14 protein-coding genes are annotated in these 19,766 nt (G+C 33.7%); 10 read left to right on the forward strand and 4 right to left on the reverse strand.

From position 1 onward, the window contains the following. Window positions 1-210 precede the first annotated feature (210 nt). Window positions 211-567 (forward strand): helix-turn-helix transcriptional regulator, encoded by a 357-nt coding sequence (locus tag ACM39_RS04950; protein ID WP_048509903.1) that lies wholly within the window; start codon window positions 211-213, stop codon window positions 565-567. A 1-nt stretch (window position 568) separates the two neighbouring features. On the opposite strand, the gene ACM39_RS04955 is transcribed toward ACM39_RS04950, so the two are convergent. Next, the gene (locus ACM39_RS04955; protein ID WP_048509904.1) at window positions 569-1,300 is read right to left on the reverse strand and encodes an MBL fold metallo-hydrolase; all 732 of its coding nucleotides are present in this window, start codon (window positions 1,298-1,300) and stop codon (window positions 569-571) included. A gap of 159 nt (window positions 1,301-1,459) precedes the next feature. Here ACM39_RS04955 and ACM39_RS04960 point away from each other — a divergent pair, with 159 nt between their 5' ends. After that, window positions 1,460-2,167 (forward strand): DUF421 domain-containing protein, encoded by a 708-nt coding sequence (locus tag ACM39_RS04960; RefSeq protein ID WP_048509905.1) that lies wholly within the window; start codon window positions 1,460-1,462, stop codon window positions 2,165-2,167. 501 nt (window positions 2,168-2,668) lie between these two features. Then, window positions 2,669-3,550 (forward strand): AraC family transcriptional regulator, encoded by an 882-nt coding sequence (locus ACM39_RS04965; RefSeq protein WP_048509906.1) that lies wholly within the window; start codon window positions 2,669-2,671, stop codon window positions 3,548-3,550. Window positions 3,551-3,553: 3 nt separating this feature from the next. On the opposite strand, the gene ccoG is transcribed toward ACM39_RS04965, so the two are convergent. Next, window positions 3,554-4,996 (reverse strand): cytochrome c oxidase accessory protein CcoG, encoded by a 1,443-nt coding sequence (ccoG, locus tag ACM39_RS04970; protein WP_048509907.1) that lies wholly within the window; start codon window positions 4,994-4,996, stop codon window positions 3,554-3,556. A 268-nt stretch (window positions 4,997-5,264) separates the two neighbouring features. Here ccoG and ACM39_RS04975 point away from each other — a divergent pair, with 268 nt between their 5' ends. Continuing rightward, window positions 5,265-6,158 (forward strand): SMP-30/gluconolactonase/LRE family protein, encoded by an 894-nt coding sequence (locus tag ACM39_RS04975; protein WP_048509908.1) that lies wholly within the window; start codon window positions 5,265-5,267, stop codon window positions 6,156-6,158. Between the two features lie 110 nt (window positions 6,159-6,268). On the opposite strand, the gene ACM39_RS04980 is transcribed toward ACM39_RS04975, so the two are convergent. Then, complete coding sequence (locus tag ACM39_RS04980; protein ID WP_048509909.1) at window positions 6,269-7,576, reverse strand: DEAD/DEAH box helicase; 1,308 nt, start codon at window positions 7,574-7,576, stop codon at window positions 6,269-6,271. 344 nt (window positions 7,577-7,920) lie between these two features. Here ACM39_RS04980 and rpsA point away from each other — a divergent pair, with 344 nt between their 5' ends. The 5 genes from rpsA (at window position 7,921) to ACM39_RS05005 (ending at window position 16,292) form a co-directional block, all read left to right on the forward strand. After that, window positions 7,921-9,708: a 30S ribosomal protein S1 gene (rpsA, locus tag ACM39_RS04985; RefSeq protein WP_048509910.1), complete on the forward strand. Its 1,788-nt coding sequence runs from the start codon at window positions 7,921-7,923 to the stop codon at window positions 9,706-9,708. A 164-nt stretch (window positions 9,709-9,872) separates the two neighbouring features. Beyond that, complete coding sequence (locus tag ACM39_RS04990; RefSeq protein ID WP_048509911.1) at window positions 9,873-11,333, forward strand: T9SS type A sorting domain-containing protein; 1,461 nt, start codon at window positions 9,873-9,875, stop codon at window positions 11,331-11,333. 153 nt (window positions 11,334-11,486) lie between these two features. Continuing rightward, complete coding sequence (locus ACM39_RS04995; protein WP_228377058.1) at window positions 11,487-14,111, forward strand: T9SS-dependent M36 family metallopeptidase; 2,625 nt, start codon at window positions 11,487-11,489, stop codon at window positions 14,109-14,111. 130 nt (window positions 14,112-14,241) lie between these two features. Further along, window positions 14,242-15,222, forward strand: a complete 981-nt coding sequence (locus tag ACM39_RS05000) for an EamA family transporter (protein WP_048509913.1) — start codon at window positions 14,242-14,244, stop codon at window positions 15,220-15,222. 74 nt (window positions 15,223-15,296) lie between these two features. Continuing rightward, on the forward strand, window positions 15,297-16,292 hold the full coding sequence (locus ACM39_RS05005) for an alpha/beta fold hydrolase (RefSeq protein WP_048509914.1): 996 nt from the start codon (window positions 15,297-15,299) through the stop codon (window positions 16,290-16,292). 75 nt (window positions 16,293-16,367) lie between these two features. On the opposite strand, the gene rplS is transcribed toward ACM39_RS05005, so the two are convergent. Further along, complete coding sequence (gene rplS, locus ACM39_RS05010; protein ID WP_034709455.1) at window positions 16,368-16,724, reverse strand: 50S ribosomal protein L19; 357 nt, start codon at window positions 16,722-16,724, stop codon at window positions 16,368-16,370. Window positions 16,725-17,009: 285 nt separating this feature from the next. Between rplS and ACM39_RS05015 the strand changes: the two genes are divergently transcribed. Then, a complete protein-coding gene (locus ACM39_RS05015) occupies window positions 17,010-19,751 on the forward strand; it encodes a fibronectin type III domain-containing protein (RefSeq protein ID WP_048509915.1) in 2,742 nt (913 codons plus the stop codon). Window positions 19,752-19,766 lie beyond the last annotated feature (15 nt).

Below are 19,766 nucleotides of genomic sequence, written 5' to 3' on the forward strand. Positions count from 1 at the left end.
GTGGTACTGTAATTCTGCAAAATTCTAATCATTTTTTATTTCTTTGTTCTCATTTAAAATTACTATCTAAACGCTATTTAGGAGAATTATTTTAAATCAAGACACGATAGGATAATAAAAATTACATTCAAATATATAAAAAGCATAATTTTTTACAAAAACAGATAAAATAGATCGGTTCTGAATCTAAAACAAAATCAGAGCCCAGAGATGAGAGAAAATATTATGAAAAACGATAAACCTGAAATTAATTTGGAAGAGCTAAATCAAAAAATTTTTGCACAAGACGAGATCATATCATTAGTGAAAGAAAATTCGCCACGTCTTTTAAACAAATTCAGATTGGTTTACCCTGATTTTTTTGATAAATTAGCTAAAATACAGACTGATCTTAAGAATTCTGAGTTGATATTCTGTATTTATTTAAAGCTGAATTTATCTACAAAAGAAATTGCCACCTATACTTATGTCACGCCTAAAGCTATTCAAAACCGCAAAAACAGGTTGAGGAAAAAGCTGAATATTGCTTCGGATGTTGATATTTATAAATGGTTCAACGAATTATAACTTAAAATTGAAGTATTGTTTTATCTATATCGTGATAAAGCAATACTTTCCAATGTTTTTCTTCGGCCTGTTTTTGCCATTCCTGTCTTAGCTCCATTGTCTTTCTTCCGTTATAATCGCTTTTATAAGCAACATGATATTTTACGTACGATTCCTGAGGAAGATTATCGGCACCGTAAAAAACGGTTTCCTCATTTTCAGTGATCCAAAATACCTGCATAAAAGGAGTATGGCCTCCCACGACTTCAAAAGAAATTTCCGGATTGATTTGTCCTTTATCTTCGTTCATCCAAATAATGTTGGGTAGCAGAATCAGCTTTTCAAGTGTATCAAAATCAAAAGAAGGATTTCCTCTATTTTCTAAGGCAAAGTCTAACTCACGTTTTTGAATATAAATTTCAGCATTAGGAAAACTGGCTTCGAAACCATTTTCGGAACGAATTATTATTCCTTCAATATGATCTTTATGTAGGTGTGAAAGAAGAACTTTTGTAATTTTATCTGGGTTAATATTTTCGTTTTTGAGAATTTCGGAAATGACTGATTTTCCATCTTCATTTTTCCACCCGATTCCGGCGTCTAAAATAATGTAATCGTTCTCTGTAATAATAAGAAAAGGCTGAACAGACATTTTTATACCTTCAATTTTATTGAAATTTTCTTCTGTTAATAATGTAAAATCTTTGGTTTTACTTGTGGCGAAATTACCTTCTTTTAGCGGAATTATTTTCATGCAGAATAATATGAATATTCTCCGTAAAGTTCGGACTAATTTTTAAATTAAAAAATGCTTTTTTCGATAATAATCATTGTGAAAGCTGATAAAACAGGAATTTTCTTTTAATTCTTATTGGCTTGTTTTTTGAAATAATTTAAAATAAATAATTCCTCTATGTGTTTAGCTTTTTTATTACAGCTTGATTGGAAAGAGCTCTTGCTTGGTCACGAAGAATGGTCATTTCTTCTGGAAATCATTTTGCGTACAGCGATTATGTTTCTTACTATTATCATAGGATTGCGTTTACTGGGCAAAAGAGGAGTAAAACAACTGTCTATTTTTGAGCTGGTGGTGATTATCGGGCTGGGTTCAGCTGCAGGAGATCCAATGTTTAATAAAGATGTCGGTATTATTTCATCGATTATTGTTTTTGTAGTTATTATTTTACTCTACAGTATCATTACTTATTTTATTGCTAAAAATAAAAAATTTGAAAGTATAGTAGAAGGAAAATCAATCTGTCTTATTAAAGATGGTGAATTTGCTGTTGAAAATTTTAAAAAGGAAAATTTGGGAAGCGACGAATTTTTTTCTGAATTGAGGTTAAAAGGAGTTTCACAATTAGGACAGGTAGAGCAGGCGATTGAGGAAATATCAGGCGAAATAAGTGTGTTTTTCTTTGAAGATAAAAATGTGAAATATGGTTTGTCAACAATGCCCAATTCTTTGAATAGTTCATCAAAATATATCAAAAAAGAAGGATATCATGCCTGTACATTTTGCGGGCATACAGAAATAAAAACAGAGGGGATAGGAGGCGCATGTGTTGTTTGTAAAAAAGATAACTGGATTGTCGCTACAAATAAAAAGAGGGTAACCTGAAAAAACTATACTATAAAAAAACAAAAGCCCCCAATAGAATGGAGGCTAAAAAAACACAAATGATGAAAAAAAATTATTTCGTACGCCAAATATAGTAAATATTGCTTATCTGCAAGCATATATATTCGAGAAAATTTGATTTTTTTTCTTTACCTTCTTAAGGCGCAGTATTTCATTGTTTTATATTCAATAATAATTTGATTATTTAACATAATGTGTTTCCGTAAAGTATTTTAGTTTGATTTTCCTATCATTTTGATGACATATTTCAATACTTGTGGAATTTTTATACTCAGTTATTGATGCATGATAATAAAAATATTAACGCAATTCTATGTATGAGCTATTGAATTATAATTAATTATTTTGAGCCTTTATTCATTAGACAAAGTAATTAAAGCAAACAATAAAAATGCAGCATCCTGTTTTAAATGAAAAAAAATGTAATCCCTTTTTTTATGGCTTAATTTATTTAATTTTGAAGTTAAAATAAAAGTTGTTGTGGATTCTATTTCGGTGCTTCATATTGATCTTTTTCAGTCAGGTAAGAATACTTCGGATTTTTATTTCAATGCCCTGAAGAATCATTTGGTGGTAGGACATAAGCATCTTGAAAAACCGCATCGGCATGATTTTTATGCCACAATTATTTTCACAAAAGGAAGCGGAATTCATGAAATTGATTTTCAAAAATATGATGTTTCAGAAGGCAGCCTTTTTTTCATGTCCCCCGGACAGATTCATAGCTGGGAACTTTCAAATGATATTGATGGCTATATTTTCTTTTGTTCACAGGAGTTTTATGAGATGCATTACGTCAATCAGAAGCTTCGGAATTTTCCTTTTTTCGGATCTGTAAATTTTCCCAGGAAACTTCAGTTAAACAAACAGGAATTGGAGCAAAATATCAACTTATTTTTAATGTTAGGTAATGAATATTATTCTCAAAATATAATGAAAAACGGTTTGATTCTGTCATTAATGTCCCAGATTTTCATTAATTCAGCGAGACAATTTTCAAGAGACTTTGATAATTTGGTTTCGTCGGCTAGTTTATCTTATTTTAAACATTATCAGGTTTTTGAAAGTCTTGTCGAGCAATATTTTAGCACTGAAAAATCAATTGCTTTTTATGCTTCATTAATGGATATTTCATCAAAACACTTAAACCGAATCAGCCAGACGGTAGTTCAGAAAACAGCAACAGGTGTTATTACAGAGAGAGTGGTTTTGGAAGCCAAAAGAATGTTGATGTACCTTGACGAAAGCCTTGTAGAGATCGCTTTTAGGCTTGGATATGAAGAATATTCTTATTTTGTGAGAGTATTCCGAAAAATTTCCGGAATGACTCCCACGCAATTTATTAAAAAATACAAGGCCTGAAATTTAAAGCAAAAGTTTAAACGGCCCCTCAAAAGTAGTTTCGAAAGAATCTAGCATGTTGCCATTTTCATCGAATACCCCGATTACCATATTTTGTTTTGAAAACTTGATGTCTTCTTCCGGAAATGTAATATTGATATTTCCTTTCAGAATTTCGTCGCCTTTCAATGTTATTTTATCAGAACCAAAAAATGTAATTTCGCCATTTCGAGGACTTAAAAGTCTGATGGTCACTACTTTTTTCTCATTGGTCTTGTTTAAAAGAGTATAAATAAAGGTATTGGTTATTTTTCCGTTTTTAGTAAAAAATGTTGAGCCGGCCGGCTTGATAAATTTTGCTTCCATTGAACCTCTGTCATACATCAGGAATCCTAAAAACCCTATCAATAATACAAGAAATGCAGTGGTAGCTTTCATCCTTGATGTGAATTTGAATTTATCCTGGTTTTCTATTTCTGCTTCAGTTGCATATCGAATCAATCCTTTTGGGAGACCGATTTTTTCCATCACTTCGTCACAGGCATCAATGCAGGCGGTACAATTTACGCATTCTAATTGTTGCCCGTTCCGGATGTCAATTCCGGTCGGGCAAACAACTACACATTGATGGCAATCAATACAGTCACCTTTTCCTACCGTTTTTCTGTCTTCATTATTTCTCCATTTTGAACGGTTTTCACCTCTTTTAAAATCATAGTAAACATTAATGGTCTGTTTGTCAATCAAAACACCCTGAAGTCTTCCGTAAGGGCAAACTAAAGTGCAGACCTGCTCACGAAGCCATGCAAATACAAAATAAAAAATAGTTGTAAAACCGATCATCCCAATGAACTTTAAAGAATGATCTGCCGGTCCTTCATTCATTATCTTGAAAACCTGTTCGTAACCTACAACATACATGAACATAAAATGAGTGATAATTACCGAAATCAATGCAAAAACAGACCATTTTATTACCCTTTTTCTGATTTTTTCGGCATCCCATTCCTGTCGTTCAAGCTTCATCTGCTTGTTTCGGTCACCTTCAATCCAATATTCTATTTTCCTGAAAACATTTTCCATAAAAATTGTTTGCGGACACAGCCAGCCACAGAAAATTCGTCCAAAAACAACCGTAAAAAGCATGATAAAAATAACAAAAGTTACCGCTCCCAAAGCAAGAATGAAAAAATCCTGAAGGTAAAAAGGCTGTCCGAAAATGAAAAATTTCCTATCAATTACATTCATTAACAAAAATGGATTATTGTTAATTTTCACAAAAGGCAATCCGAAAAATAAAGCCAACAAAATACAGCTTGTATAATTTCTGTAGTTTGTATATTTTCCTTTAGGTTTTCGTGGAAAAACCCATTTTCTTTTTCCGGTTTCGTCCATTGTTCCTACCGAATTTCTGAAATCTTCATTGTCTACATCCAAAGTCTGAATGTTCCCGGATTGTACGCTCATCTTCTTAGAGTTTTATATGAAAGTTTTAAAAGAGAATTTCATTTCTATAATTATATTCTCCTTTAAAATATTTTTAGCTTGAAATAGTGTATTTACTGATCTCTGCAAAGCTCTGAATTAAACACTTTCAATACTAATATTATCTTCTTACAGAATAGTACAATTAAGACATTTTGTAATTTTGTGACCTCTATTGTTTCAAAATGGGAAAATAAACTTTGAATCTGATTTGAGTTTGTCGTAAATTGGGAGTTTAAAATAATGTAGAATGAAAAAATTCTTTAAAATAAGCTGGATTGGTTTGGTTTTCGTATTACTTAATTGCAAATCAGTAAATTATAATAATATGTTTTATGTAGATGTACAGCCCAATAGGGTTTCAGATAAATTTAGTTTTACGGAAGGTCCGTCATCGGATAAAGAAGGGAATGTTTACTTTACTGATCAGCCTAATGATAAAATTTATTATTGGGACTGGAAAACAAACGCAATTATAGAATTTTTAAATAAGACAGGGCGTGCAAACGGGACGCATTTTGATAAAGATGATAATTTAATTACATGTTCAGACGATAATGGTGAAATCTGGAAGATTTCAAAAGATAAAAAAGTTCAGGTTTTATTAAAAAGCTTTGAAGGAAAAAGGCTGAATGGTCCCAATGATGTCTGGAATGATGAATTTGGAGGAATGTATTTTACGGATCCTTTATATGAAAGAGATTATTGGGTTGATTTTAAAAAGGAAATTCCTCACAAAAGCCTTTATTACAGGAATAAGAATGGAAATACTGTTAAGTTGGAGACCTTTGTTCAGCCTAATGGTATTGTGGGAAGTGAAAAGTTTAAAAAACTATATGTTTCAGATATTGATGCCGGTAAAACTTACGTTTATGATATTCTTGGTGAAGGAAAATTATCTGAAAAGAGACTTTTCTGCGAAATGGGTTCAGACGGAATGACGCTTGATAAACACGGTAATCTTTACTTAACGGGAAAAGGAGTTCATGTTTTCAACAGAGACGGAAAAAAGCTTTATCACATTCCGATTGAAGAAGAATGGACTTCAAACGTAACTTTTGGAGGAAAGCACAATGATGTTTTGTTCATTACGGCTTCAAAATCGGTGTATACTTTACCGACAAAGGTGAAGGGGGTAAAATAATATTCTCTGTCATTGCGAATCGAAGGTGGAGCAATCTCAAAAATAAAATTTAAAGAAATTTACGTGAGATTGCTTCGTCAGTTTGCTCCTCGCAATGACATTTTATTTTTTTAATAAGCAACCTCCATTTTTACTTTCCTGCCTTTTAATTTTTCGTTGGCAAGCTTTCTCAGAACGGCATTCACTTTATTTCTCGAAACAGCAACGTAAGAAGTGGTATCTTTTACTTCAATTATACCAACATCTTCTTTTTGAAGCTCACCTTTTTTAAGTAAATAACCTACGATATCCACTTTATTCACTTTATCTTTTTTTCCGGCACTGATGTAAATCGTTTGGAAAGGTGTTTTTTCAGGAACTTTATTAAATCCTACAACACTTTCTTCGGGAGTATTGTTTTTAATAAAAGGGAAGTTTTCGTCCGGCGTCATTATTAAATACGCAAAACCTTTTGCATTCATTCTCGCTGTACGGCCGTTTCTGTGAATAAAAGCATCTTCTTTTGGAGGTAATTGATAATGAACAATAGATTCAACCTCAGGAACGTCTAAACCTCTTGAAGCTAAATCGGTTGTAATTAAAACTCTCGCAGAATCATTTCTGAATTTCAATAAAGCACGCTCTCTTTCATCTTGTTCCATTCCGCCGTGGAAAGTTTCTCTGTCAATTCCTTTTTCACGTAAAAGTTCTGAAATACGATCAACGGCTTCACGGTGATTACAGAAAATCAGTGTTCTTTTGTTTCCTATTTTACAAATCAAACTGAACAAAGTATCCAGTTTTTCTTCAGAAATCGTCATTACTTTTCGCAATTGAATATCCGGTTTTACGTCACTTAATTTCAGAAAATCAACAAGTTTTTCATTTTTTAAGCCTGTAAACTTTGGAATTTCATCCATCGCTGTTGCGGAAGTCAGGATTCTTTGTGAAACTCCTTTTAAAGAGTTGGAAATAAATTCCATATCCTCATGAAAGCCCAGTTCTAATGCTTTGTCAAACTCATCCAATACCAGGGTCTGAATTGTTTTCTGATCAAAATTGTTATTTCTCAAGTGATAAACAACTCTGCCGGGAGTTCCTATCAATACGGCGGGAGCTTCAATCAGATTATTAACCTCGATTTTTTTATCGTGGCCTCCATAACAAACGGAAACTTTAAAATCTGTCCCCATTGATTTGAAAACCTGCTCAATCTGCAATGCCAGTTCTCTTGCAGGAACTAATATTAAAGCTTGAATTCCATGCATATCTTTTTTTAGATTTCGAAGAACCGGAAATAAAAAGGCAAGTGTTTTTCCTGAACCTGTAGGGGAGAGTAAAACAACGTCTTGATTGTTTTCCGTAGCTTTATATGTAGATTTCTGCATCTGATTCATATCCTTAATCTGCAGTTTTTGATAAATTGATTGTAGTTCCATGATGCAAAGGTAGTAATTTAGGTGGCAGGTTTTATTCCTTAGCAATTAGGCAAGATTTTTATCATTTAATCTCTATAAGACAATCCCGGATTCCTGCAGAATAACAAAGTGTGTACCTTACTTGGTATTTGAATTTTAGTAATTACATTGACAATCACTTATTTACGTTGATATTCGCTAAAGGAAAAACTATTGTTTATCTCAAATAAAATTAATATCTTTGCACCCACTTTTGTGGCGAAAAGGTTTGAAGAGTAAATTACTTATAATTAATTACTTCCGTATTTTTTAATCCGCATTTATTCAGACCATTAAAAAAGAAGGAATACAAATTTTATTAGAAAATGTCAAAAGAGACAAATTCAGCAGAGGTTTTATTAAACCAAAACGTAGCACCAGAACAATTTGATTGGGATTCTTTCGAATCAGGTCTTGATGCAGATGCGAGAAAAGAAAAAAGCGATTTAGAAGAAATCTATAACGGATCTCTTAACAGCCTAAACGATAACGACGTTTTAGTTGGTAGAGTTGTAAGATTAACTGATAAAGAAGCTATCGTAGACATCAACTTCAAATCTGAAGGTGTTATTTCTCTTAACGAATTCCGTTACAACCAAGGCCTGAGTGTAGGTGACGAGGTAGAAGTAATGGTTGACAGAAGAGAAGACAAAACTGGTCAATTACAATTATCTCACAGAAAAGCTAGAACGCTTAAAGCTTGGGATAAAGTAAACGAACTTCACGAAACTGGAGAAATCGTTAACGGTTTTGTGAAATCAAGAACTAAAGGTGGTATGATCGTAGACGTACACGGAATCGAAGCATTCTTACCTGGTTCTCAAATTGACGTTAAGCCAATTAAAGATTACGATCAATTCGTAGGTAAAACTATGGAGTTCAAGGTTGTAAAAATCAACCCTGAGTTCAAAAATGTAGTGGTATCTCACAAAGCATTGATCGAAGCAGATATTGAAGGTCAGAAAAAAGAAATCATCGCTCAGCTTGAAAAAGGTCAGGTTCTTGAAGGTACTGTTAAGAATATTACTTCTTACGGTGTATTCATTGACTTAGGAGGTGTTGATGGATTGATCCACATTACAGACCTTTCTTGGTCTAGAGTGAACCATCCATCTGAAATCCTGGAAGACGGACAAACAGTGAAAGTTGTTATCCTTGATTTCGATGATGAGAAAACAAGAATCCAATTGGGTATGAAGCAGTTAGAAGCTCACCCTTGGGATGCTCTTTCTGCTGACTTGAAAGTTGGGGATAAAGTAAAAGGAAAAGTAGTAGTTCTTGCTGACTATGGTGCATTCGTAGAAATTGCTCCAGGTGTAGAAGGGTTAATCCATGTTTCTGAAATGTCTTGGTCTACTCACTTAAGATCTGCTGGTGACTTTGTGAAAGTAGGTGATGAGGTTGAAGCTGAAGTATTAACTTTAGATAGAGAAGACAGAAAAATTTCTCTTGGTATCAAGCAATTAAGCAAAGATCCATGGGAAAATATCGAAGCTAAATATCCGGTAGGATCTAAGCATGTAGGAACTGTAAGAAACTTTACTAACTTTGGTGTATTTGTAGAGTTAGAAGAAGGTATCGACGGATTAATCTACATCTCTGATCTTTCTTGGACTAAGAAAATCAAGCATCCATCTGAGTTCTGTGCAGTAGGTGATAAATTAGATGTTGTAGTTCTTGAATTAGACATCCAGGCTAGAAGATTATCTCTAGGTCACAAGCAATTAACAGACAACCCTTGGGATGCATTCGAAACTAAGTATGCTGAAGGAACTATCCATGCTGGTAAAGCGGTAGAAGTACACGATAAAGGTGCTTCTGTACAGTTCGAAGATGCTGAAGTTGAGGCTTTCTGTCCTTCAAGATTATTAGAGAAAGAAGATGGATCTAAAATCAAGAAAGGTGAAGAAGCTCAGTTTAAAGTAATCGAATTCAACAAAGAATTCAAAAGAGTAGTAGTTTCTCATACAGGTATCTTCAGAGATGAAGAGAAGAAAAATGTGAAAGACTCTTCTTCTAGAAACGTATCTTCTTCAAACAACGAAGAAAGATCAACTCTTGGAGATATTGATGCTTTAGCAGAATTGAAAAGAAAAATGGAAGAAGGTAAATAATCTTTAACCATTGGTAATATTGAGCCACTCAGAAATGAGTGGCTTTTTTTTTACCTTTTAGTGTAGTTTTTTTTATTGATAAATATTTATTTTTTAAAATATTTCACGATATAAAGAAAAATATATTATTTTTAGCATACTTTAATTAATAAAATTTTTAATCCATGAAAAAAACATTTTTACTTTTCCTTATTACATTTTGTATGTCTTTTGGGAAACTATCTGCCCAAGTTGGCGGTAGTGATTACATTATTCTACTTGATAATGGTTTTTCGATTAATGCTCAAACTTTTACTGACATGAAACTGGCTGCGAGTAAATTTATAGAATCTCTTTTGTCATGTAACCCTAAAAACAGAGTAGCAGTGGTACATTATGGAGCGGGTCTTTATAATGCGCCAAATACTGGTTTTGCCCCAAGAATTTATATTGAATCTGATCTTACTAATGATCACTCGGTTGCAACAAATATTGAGAGAAGATTATATTATGGAGATCAGTTCCATGAAGCATTGGGATTAATAGGATACGCAATGGATCACGTTCCGGATGCAAATATTATAAGCCCGCAAACAACGTTAAATGTAGATCTTCACCAACCTTTACATATTATTACTTTTACAGATGCCAATAGAAATACAGGAACAACTCCGATAAACAGATCATATTTAGTGAATGAGGCTAATACTAATTTTAATGATGATGAGGCCTTTGTAAATGTTACGAAATTTAAAGAGGGAAGAAATTCAAAGTTTGTCATGATTCATTATACACCTACATCAAACCCAACGGCTCAAAATGCGGCGGCTGTTATTTCAAGTATAGGAGGGAATTATACTGGTGCTCTTGAAAATTTCCCAAGTGATTTCGATAGCGGAGTGTTACCAAGAATGTATTATAACAGAACTAACGGTTTTGGCTTATATCAGACAGAAAGTAATCTTTGGGTAGATATAGCGAATAGCATTTGTGATGCTACAGATTGGGGAAAAATTACTATGATGCAGTATGAGCCAAACGGTTGCGGACTAATAGGAATGCAAGCTGTAAACTGGAGATATACATTGCCTGCGGGCGCTACATTGGATGGTTTCAAATTAGAAATAATCAATAATAATACGGGAGATATTTATCCGGTTGATTTGAGTAATATTACTCAGTGGGGAACTACAGGGTTATATTATAATTACCTATATCCGGCAGATTTTAGTGCTTCCACATCAGCTGGCGCAACGGGGCAGTACAGATTAAGATTAAATATGATCTATACTTTAAATGGAAATATATACACCGTAAGCTCATTAAATAATTACCCTTGGTTTGATTATGATATAGATTTGGATTGCATTGTTCTAAAACAATCTCAACAATCTTCAGAAATTAAGAAATTATTTAAACTTACACCTAACCCTACAGATGGGGTATTTAAAGTAGTTTTAGAAAAAAATATTACTTCCGGAAAGTTAGAAGTAATGAATGTAAGTGGGAATGTTTTGTTTAATAAGACCTTCAGAGGAGAAAAAGAAATAGAGATAGATATTCATTCTCAAAATCAGGGAATTTATATAGTGAAAATTATATCTGATAAAGGCGAGATTTACACCGATAAAATAATTAAAAAATAAGTTATATAAATGATTTGAAAGCTACTTTGTAATGAAGTAGCTTTTTTCATATTTAATATTTATTTTTAGAATATAAAATAATTTAATAAAAAAATAACAAAAAACCTTTCCGATTAATAAATCTTTGTAAATTAGCGCCTTTAATAGATAAAAATGAAAAAGAAAACTCTACCCCTTTTGTTTGCTGTTTTTTCAGTAATTCCATCTTATTTGTTTTCACAAGACAATGAAAGGCTTATTAAAGATTATATTTCTCAAAATAAAATAAGAGAATATAAAAAGTCTGATCTTACTAATTTTATTATTGACAATGTTGATAATTCAAAATCATTAAATGGTAATATTGTTAAAGTTCAGCAGACGTTCAATGGTTTACCTGTTTATAGTTCGGTAGCAACGGCTCTTATTAAAGATAATAAGGTTGTTTATTTTTCAGATAATTTTGTAAAAAATTATAATGAATCTACTCAAACAAGCGCGTCTATTAGTAAGAATGTTGCACTTCAAAAGATTGCTGATGATTTAGGAAAAGGAGAGATTGCTTCACTTCCGATTGTTAATTTCTTTGAAAAAAGTGAAAATAAGACTAAAGCGGCTACACAAAGACTAGTATACACAACCAATGCGAGTGGAGATCTTCGTTTAGCTTACGAATATGCTTTTAATGAACCTAAATCATCAAACTATTGGAATATCCTGGTTGATGCAAATAATGGTGAGATTATCAGTAAAAGTAATCTGACAACTTCTTGTGATTTTAAACATGATGCTTATTCATCAGATTATTCAGGAGCACATATCCATACTGATGAAACTGATTATAAATTTATTGGGGCAGAAAATAAGAAAGCCCAAAATTTATCAATGTTTTTGTTGCCAGATAATGCTTCATATAATGTTTTTCCATTGCCTATAGAAGCTCCTACATTTGCTTCAAGAGCTATAATTTCCAATCCTTGGAATCTTACAGCTTCTCCGGAAGGATGGCATTCTGACGGTACAACTCATTATACCAATACACAAGGAAACAATGTATATGCTTATGAAGATACTGCTGCTGCCAATATACCTGGGTTATCTCCGGACGGTGGTGCTTCAAGAACATTTAATTTCCCCTTCAGTATAAATGGAACTCCTGCCGCTAATCAAAATGCAGCAATTACGAATTTATTTTACTTAAATAATAAAGTACATGATGTTTTCTATCAGTTCGGATTTACTGAATCTGCAAGAAACTTCCAATGGAATAACTTTGGAAAAGGAGGTTTGGATGATGACGGAGTTTTTGCAGAAGCTCAAGATGGTGGAGGTTTGAATAATGCAAACTTTTCTTCTCCTCCGGATTATTATAATCCTAAAATGCAAATGTATTTATGGTCTCCTGTAAATCAATTATTTTTCTATAATGCACCAAGTGCGGCGGTTCCGCGTACTCCTTTAGCTGGAATTGCTCAATTCGGACCTGCCTTAACTGCAGCGGGAACTACAGGGAATGTGCAGCTTTCATCTGTTTTAGATGGGTGTACAGCTTTACCTGCAGGTTCTCTTGAAGGGAAAATAGGATTAGTAGAAAGAGGAACATGTAATTTTTCGGTTAAAACAAAAAACTTACAGAACGCGGGCGCTATTGCTACTATTATTTATAATAATACAGTCAATGGAGACGCTATTGGTAATATGTCTGGAACTGATGCTACCATCACTATCCCTTCGGTATTAATTGGAAATACAGAAGGTGAATATATTAAAACTAATCTATCTGCAAATACTACAGTAAATGTGACATTGAAAAATGATCCTGCAACAAGTATAACTCCTGATGGAAGTTTTGATAATGGTATTGTAACTCACGAATATGGACATGGCATCTCTAACAGATTGACAGGTACCGGATATAATTGTTTGAACTCAGGTGCTGATAAAGAGCAAATGGGAGAGGGATGGTCTGACTTCTTTGCTATAATGCTGACAAATAAACCGGGAGATAATGCTACAGTTGCAAGAGGTATGGGGACATACGCGGCAGGACAAGCTACTACAGGCTTAGGAATTAGACCTGCAAAATATTCACCTGATCTTGCAATTAATAATTTTACCTATGGTGATACTAATGGAATGGAATATCTGAATACAAGTAATCAAATTGTTCCGGATGTACACTCTATCGGATTTATCTGGGCTACAATGCTTTGGGATTTGCATTGGCAGTATGTTGCTAAATATGGTTATTCTTCTGATGTAACAGCAAACACAACCAGCGGAAGCTCAAGGGTTTTACAATTAGTAACTGATGCGTTAAAACTTCAAGTTTGTAATCCTACATTCGTAGATGGAAGAAATGCCATATTGGCTGCAGAATTAGCAACTACCAACGGTGCTGATAGATGTATGATCTGGAGAACTTTCGCAAGAAGAGGTTTGGGTGTTAATGCTTCTGCAGGGGTAAAAACCAATATTAATGACCAGGTAGAAGATTTGTCAGTGCCTGCTGACTGTGTGCTGGCTACTGATGAGGTGAAATCTGTTAAAAATAATACAATCTCTATTTATCCAAATCCTGCTAAAAATGAATTCTTCATTAGCTTCCCAAGCAATACGCTAGGAAAAGTAAGTGTTGAGATTTATGATATGTCAGGAAAATTAGTTTCTTCTGAAGATAAAATTTCTCCGGATGCTAAAAAAGCAATTTCTACAGATAAATTAATCAACGGAACATATATGGTGAGAGTGAAAGGTCTTGGATTCGACGCTACATCTAAAGTTATTGTTAAAAAATAATCAATTATTAACATTGATTTATATATCGCCGCAAGCTTGCTTGCGGCGATTTTATTTATCTATTCAATTAATGCTTGACTTAATTTTGGGGAATAAGTTGTAACTTTGCAGGCTGTTTAAAAAAAAAATTATGAAGAAGAAAAATATACTAAAAGGAGTATTATTTGTAGGAATTGGTGCAAGTATATATGGTATGTTGGCAACTTTTGTCAAGTTAGCCTATCAAGATGGATATACCACATCAGAGGTAACGACATCACAATTTGTATTGGGATTAGTGGGGCTTTTAATATTGAATTTTATCCAAACCATCACGTCAAAACAAAAACTATCTTCACCTACAGCTAAAGAAATAAGAATGTTGATGTTAGCGGGAACTTCACTCGGTTGTACAAGTTTATTTTATTATATCGCAGTTCAGTATATCAATGTATCGATTGCAATTGTGTTATTAATGCAGTCAGTTTGGTTTAGTGTCGTGGTTGAAGGTTTTCTAACCAAAAAGTTACCTAATATCAGAAAAGTGGTGTCTGTTATTATTGTTTTAATAGGAACCATTTTGGCGACAAACCTTATTAATACCGAAATTGAGTTAGATTTTAAAGGTATTTTCTGGGGATTAATGGCTGCAGCCTCTTATACAATGACGATGTTTACTTCCAATACATTGGCGACACATTTGCCGGTTTTCAGGAAGAGTATTATTATGCTTTCTGGGGGGGCGGTTGTAATTTTTGCCTTTTTGTTTTTCGCTCAAATCGGGCCGCTTCATTTTGATGGATTGAAATCAATTTATTTAAATTTTACTGAAAATACAGACCATATTCGTTCATTTAATTATTCAATTCTTTGGAAATACGGTTTAGTTTTGTCATTATTTGGAACGATAATTCCTCCGATTTTATTCAATATTGGTTTTCCAAATGCAGGATTAGGATTGGGAAGTATTGTTTCATCTTTGGAGCTTCCGGTGTCCGTAACTATGGCTTTCGTTTTATTAGGAGAGGAAGTGATTTTGATTCAATGGCTGGGAATTGTTTTGATTCTTTTTGCGATTGTTTTAATGAATTTACCTTCCAAAAAAGAGCTTGTGGTGGCAGAAGTATCTTAAATAAATTATAATTAATAGATATAAACCGTTTCTTTTGAAACGGTTTTTTTATTTTTATACATAAATAGACTTTCATGAAAAATTTTAAAAATGCAGTGGCTGTTTTAATGCTATCGATTACGCCGATCTTTAGCTTTTCCCAGATAAAACCTCTGGATGCAGAGCTTACCAATTATGAATATCCTTATAAAGTTCATTTTATTAATTTAAAATCCCAGAATAACGATTTGAAAATGGCTTATATGGACGTAAGGCCAAAAAATCCAAATGGAAAAATAATGATGCTTCTTCATGGGAAAAATTTCAATGGAGCCTATTGGAAGAAAACAGCGCAAGATCTTTCTGATAAAGGTTTTCGGGTAATTATTCCTGATCAAATAGGATTTGGGAAGTCCTCAAAGCCACAAAGTTATCAGTTTTCTTTTTCTCAGCTGGCTGAAAATACAAAAGCAATCTTAGATGAGCTTAAAGTAGATAAAGCGATAATTTTAGGACACTCAATGGGTGGAATGGTTGCGACAAGATTTACTCTGCTTTATCCTGAAAAAGTTCAGAAATTAATTCTTGAAAATCCCATAGGATTAGAAGATTATAAAACTTTTGCAGGTTATCAGACGATAGATGAGGCTTATCAGTCAGAATTAAAAAACACGGCTGAAACGTATAAAAATTATCAGTTAAAATTTTACTATGATAATAAATGGAAAGATGAGTATCAACCTTGGCTAGACTTAATTGCAGGCTGGACTTTACATTCTGATTATCCGAAAGTAGCTTGGGACGCGGCATTAACATCGGATATGATTTACAATCAACCCGTTTGTTATGAGTTTAAGAATATTAAAACTCCCACATTGCTCATCATCGGAACAAGAGACAGAACAGCGATAGGAAAGGATAGGGCACCGAAAGAATTGCAGCCTAAAATGGGACAATACCAGGAATTAGGAAAGAAAACACAACAGCAAATTATTGGCTCAAAATTAGTTGAAATTGAAAATGTGGGACATCTTCCCCACATCGAAGTTTATGATAAATTTTGGAATGCGTTGTATGATTTTATTAAGTAGAATTAAATGATTAAAGAAATAAAAAGAGACTGCTCAAATATGAACAGTCTCTTTTTGTATGTATTGTTGTCTGAATTATTTCTTTTTGTAAGCAGCGTCTTTGATTCTTGCTTTCTTACCTCTCAGATCTCTGAAGTAATAGATTCTAGATCTTCTAACTCTACCTCTTCTGTCAACTTCAATCTTCTGAAGAGCCGGCATGTTGATAGGGAATACTCTCTCTACACCTACATCACCACTCATTTTTCTGATTGTGAAAGTTTTTGTAGAACCAGTACCTCTTAATTGGATAACTGTTCCTTTGAAGAACTGAGTTCTTGTTTTTTGACCTTCTTTAATCTCGTAATACACAGTGATTGTATCACCAGCTTTGAATTCAGGGAATTCTTTTTTTGTAATGTACTTGTCTTGTACGTACTTTAATAAATCCATTATTAATAAATAAAATGTTTAGGCTAAGCAACTTACACGGACTTCGTCAGAGGTTGAATAACAGGCTGCAAATATAAGAAATACTTTTTGAATGTGCCAAACAATTTATGTATTAAATACAATAAATTTTTCGTTCGAATTCAACCCAAAAATTAACATTTCCTTGAAATTCCCATCAGGCTGAGTTTATATGGGAACTTTACTTTTGCCCGAAATAAAAATTATGCTAACTCTTTTAAAATAAACGATTTAAAACTCTATACACATCATTAAAACTGAACTATTATGAAACATTATTTTTTCTTTTTCTTCTTTGCCGTCCAGTTGGTATTCGGACAGGCTTTGTTTCCGTATTTACAGAACCCGACACCAAATTCCATGATTGTTAACTGGAAAACGGCTTCCGATAACGAGACGACTGTAATCTATGGAACGTCAGCTGCAAATTTAAATGTAACGGTTACCGGTACTACGAATATTTTTTCGGATACAGGATATAATAACAACTATTATTATCATACAGCAAAAATCACCAATCTACAGCCTAATACAAAGTACTATTATAAAATAAAAACCGGAACCAACGAATCTGCGGTTTATAATTTCAAAACACTTCCTTTGCCTGGTCAGCCCGCAACTGCAGACGGAAAAATCCGCTTTTTGATCATGGGTGACAATCAGATCAAGGCTGAACCCAGGTATGATACACTTACTTTGAATGCTTTTAAAAAGTTAAAACAAAAATTTGGAATAAATTCTGATCCTTCGGACAATATTGCGTTGACGTTTATGGTCGGAGATCAGGTAGATGTAGGAACGTTGGATCATTATGAAAATGTTCATTTTAAAAAGAATATTAAACTTTCACCTTATCTTCCGATTCAGACAACGGTAGGAAATCACGAGACGTATGGAACTTTGGGGATGAATTCTTATTATGCTCATTTTTATATTGATGAAATTAAATATAAAAATATGACCTCCGGAAATGAGAATTATTATGCTCAACAGGCTGGAAATGTTTTATTTATAAGTTTAAGTTCGGAACATACAGGTTCAGCTCAGCAAACCTGGCTTCAACAGATTTTAAATGAGGCAAATAATGACTCCACTGTAGACTGGATTATCTCATTGAGTCACAGGCCTTATCAGGCGGAGCAATATGTGGGAGATATTTCGACTTGGGTTAGAAATAATGCAGTTCCACTTTTAACGACTTCTTCAAAATATTTAATGCACGTTGGGGCTCACCATCATTTATATCATAGAGGTCAGCTTAAAAATACTCCAAATTATCAGATAATTTCAGGAGGAACGGCTTGGGATCAATATTGGGGGATGTCTAATGAACAGGACTTTGATGACGTTCAAAAAACACTCACAGACTGGACCTATCAAATCGTGGAAGTGGATGTCAACACAGGAAAAGCAGATGTTGAATGTTATTCAATCGGTGGCGTTTATACTAAAAAATACAATGAATTGGTTGATACTTTTCACAGATATAAAAATCAGCCAAAACCTACGAAGCCTTCTATTACAAATACTTTCTCAGGAGCAGTTACATTACCTTTAACATTAAACGGAAGTCCTTTTGCATCGACAAACGGAGAGCTTTTAAATACAACTCAGTTTCTAATCAGTAAAGCCCCCGATTTTTCTGTTATTGAAAAAGAATTTTACCGTGATTTTGAAAACTGGTTTGGAAAAGACGGAAACGGAAATCCTGACAAAACAAAAAATTTGAATGCCGGTGTTGATATTACAAAAGCAACGATTGTCTCAAATTCTATCACAAACGGGATGTATTATGTGAAAGTCCGTTACAGAGATAGAAATTTAGAATGGAGCGACTGGAGTGACACAAAACAGTTTGAAGTGACAGGCAGTGTAGTTTCCAACCCTGCTTTTACTTTAAATAAGACAGAATATCTCCAGAATGAGCCCATTGTGGCTACTTTTACAGACGGCCCCGGAAATCAGCAGGATTGGGTCGGAATTTATAAAAAAGGTCAGAATCCGGCTTCTGTTACCTCTCAGAGTTACATGTATACCAACGGACAAACTGCCGGAACAGCGACATTTAATAACGGTATTGCAGGTAAGGGCCAATACTTTGCAGGATTCTTCGCAAATAACGGCTATACAGACATTGCTCCAAGAAAGAGCTTTTATGTAGGGCCGAAAGTAATACTGAATACAACAGCAGATACTTACCCTGTTGGTGGAGTAGTTACAGTGAATTTCAGTAACGGGCCCAATCTTACAAAAGACTGGATCGGAATTTACAAAATGGGACAGGTTCCCGGAACAAATACCTCCATCAAATGGGATTATGTGACAACAGCCTCCGGAACACTTAATTTTACAGGTCTTCCAAAAGGGTATTATTATGCTCAGTATTTCCTCGAAGATGGCTATACGACGGTTGGCGAAAAGGTTTTCTTTAAAGTAGGGGACATTGTTACAGAACTTTGGATCAATAAGCCTGTTTATACTTTGGGCGAGAATATTACCGCTTCATGGACGGATTCTCCGGGAATTATCAAAGACTGGTTGGGAATTTATCCTCAAAATATCCAGACTCCGGATGATAATTTTGTTTCTTATACCTATTTTGACGGTGTTACTCAGGGAACAAAAACAATTCAAGGGGCAGCAGTTCCTGCAACACCGGGAAATTATTACATGGTAATGTTTACCAATGATTCATATACGGAAGTTTCAAATAGAGTTCAGTTTCAGGTTTCATCGGGAAGTTTAGGAACGGACGAAGTGAAAAACAGCACAGAAAAGAATGTAGTTTTATATCCAAATCCAACAAAACCCGGACAGCCTACATTTATAAAAAGTGATTATCCGATTGAAAAAATAGAATTGCTTTCTGCTGCAGGAGACTTGCTTTATAAATCTGATAATATTCACAATCAACGTTTCTCGTTAGTTAATGAAAATCTTCCGAAAGGAGTATATTTTGTAAAAGTATATACAAGAAAACTATTTACATTAAAACTGATTATTCAATGATATTTTTTCAAATTT

It is taken from the genome of Chryseobacterium sp. FH2 (assembly GCF_001045455.1).
GTDB lineage: Bacteria > Bacteroidota > Bacteroidia > Flavobacteriales > Weeksellaceae > Chryseobacterium.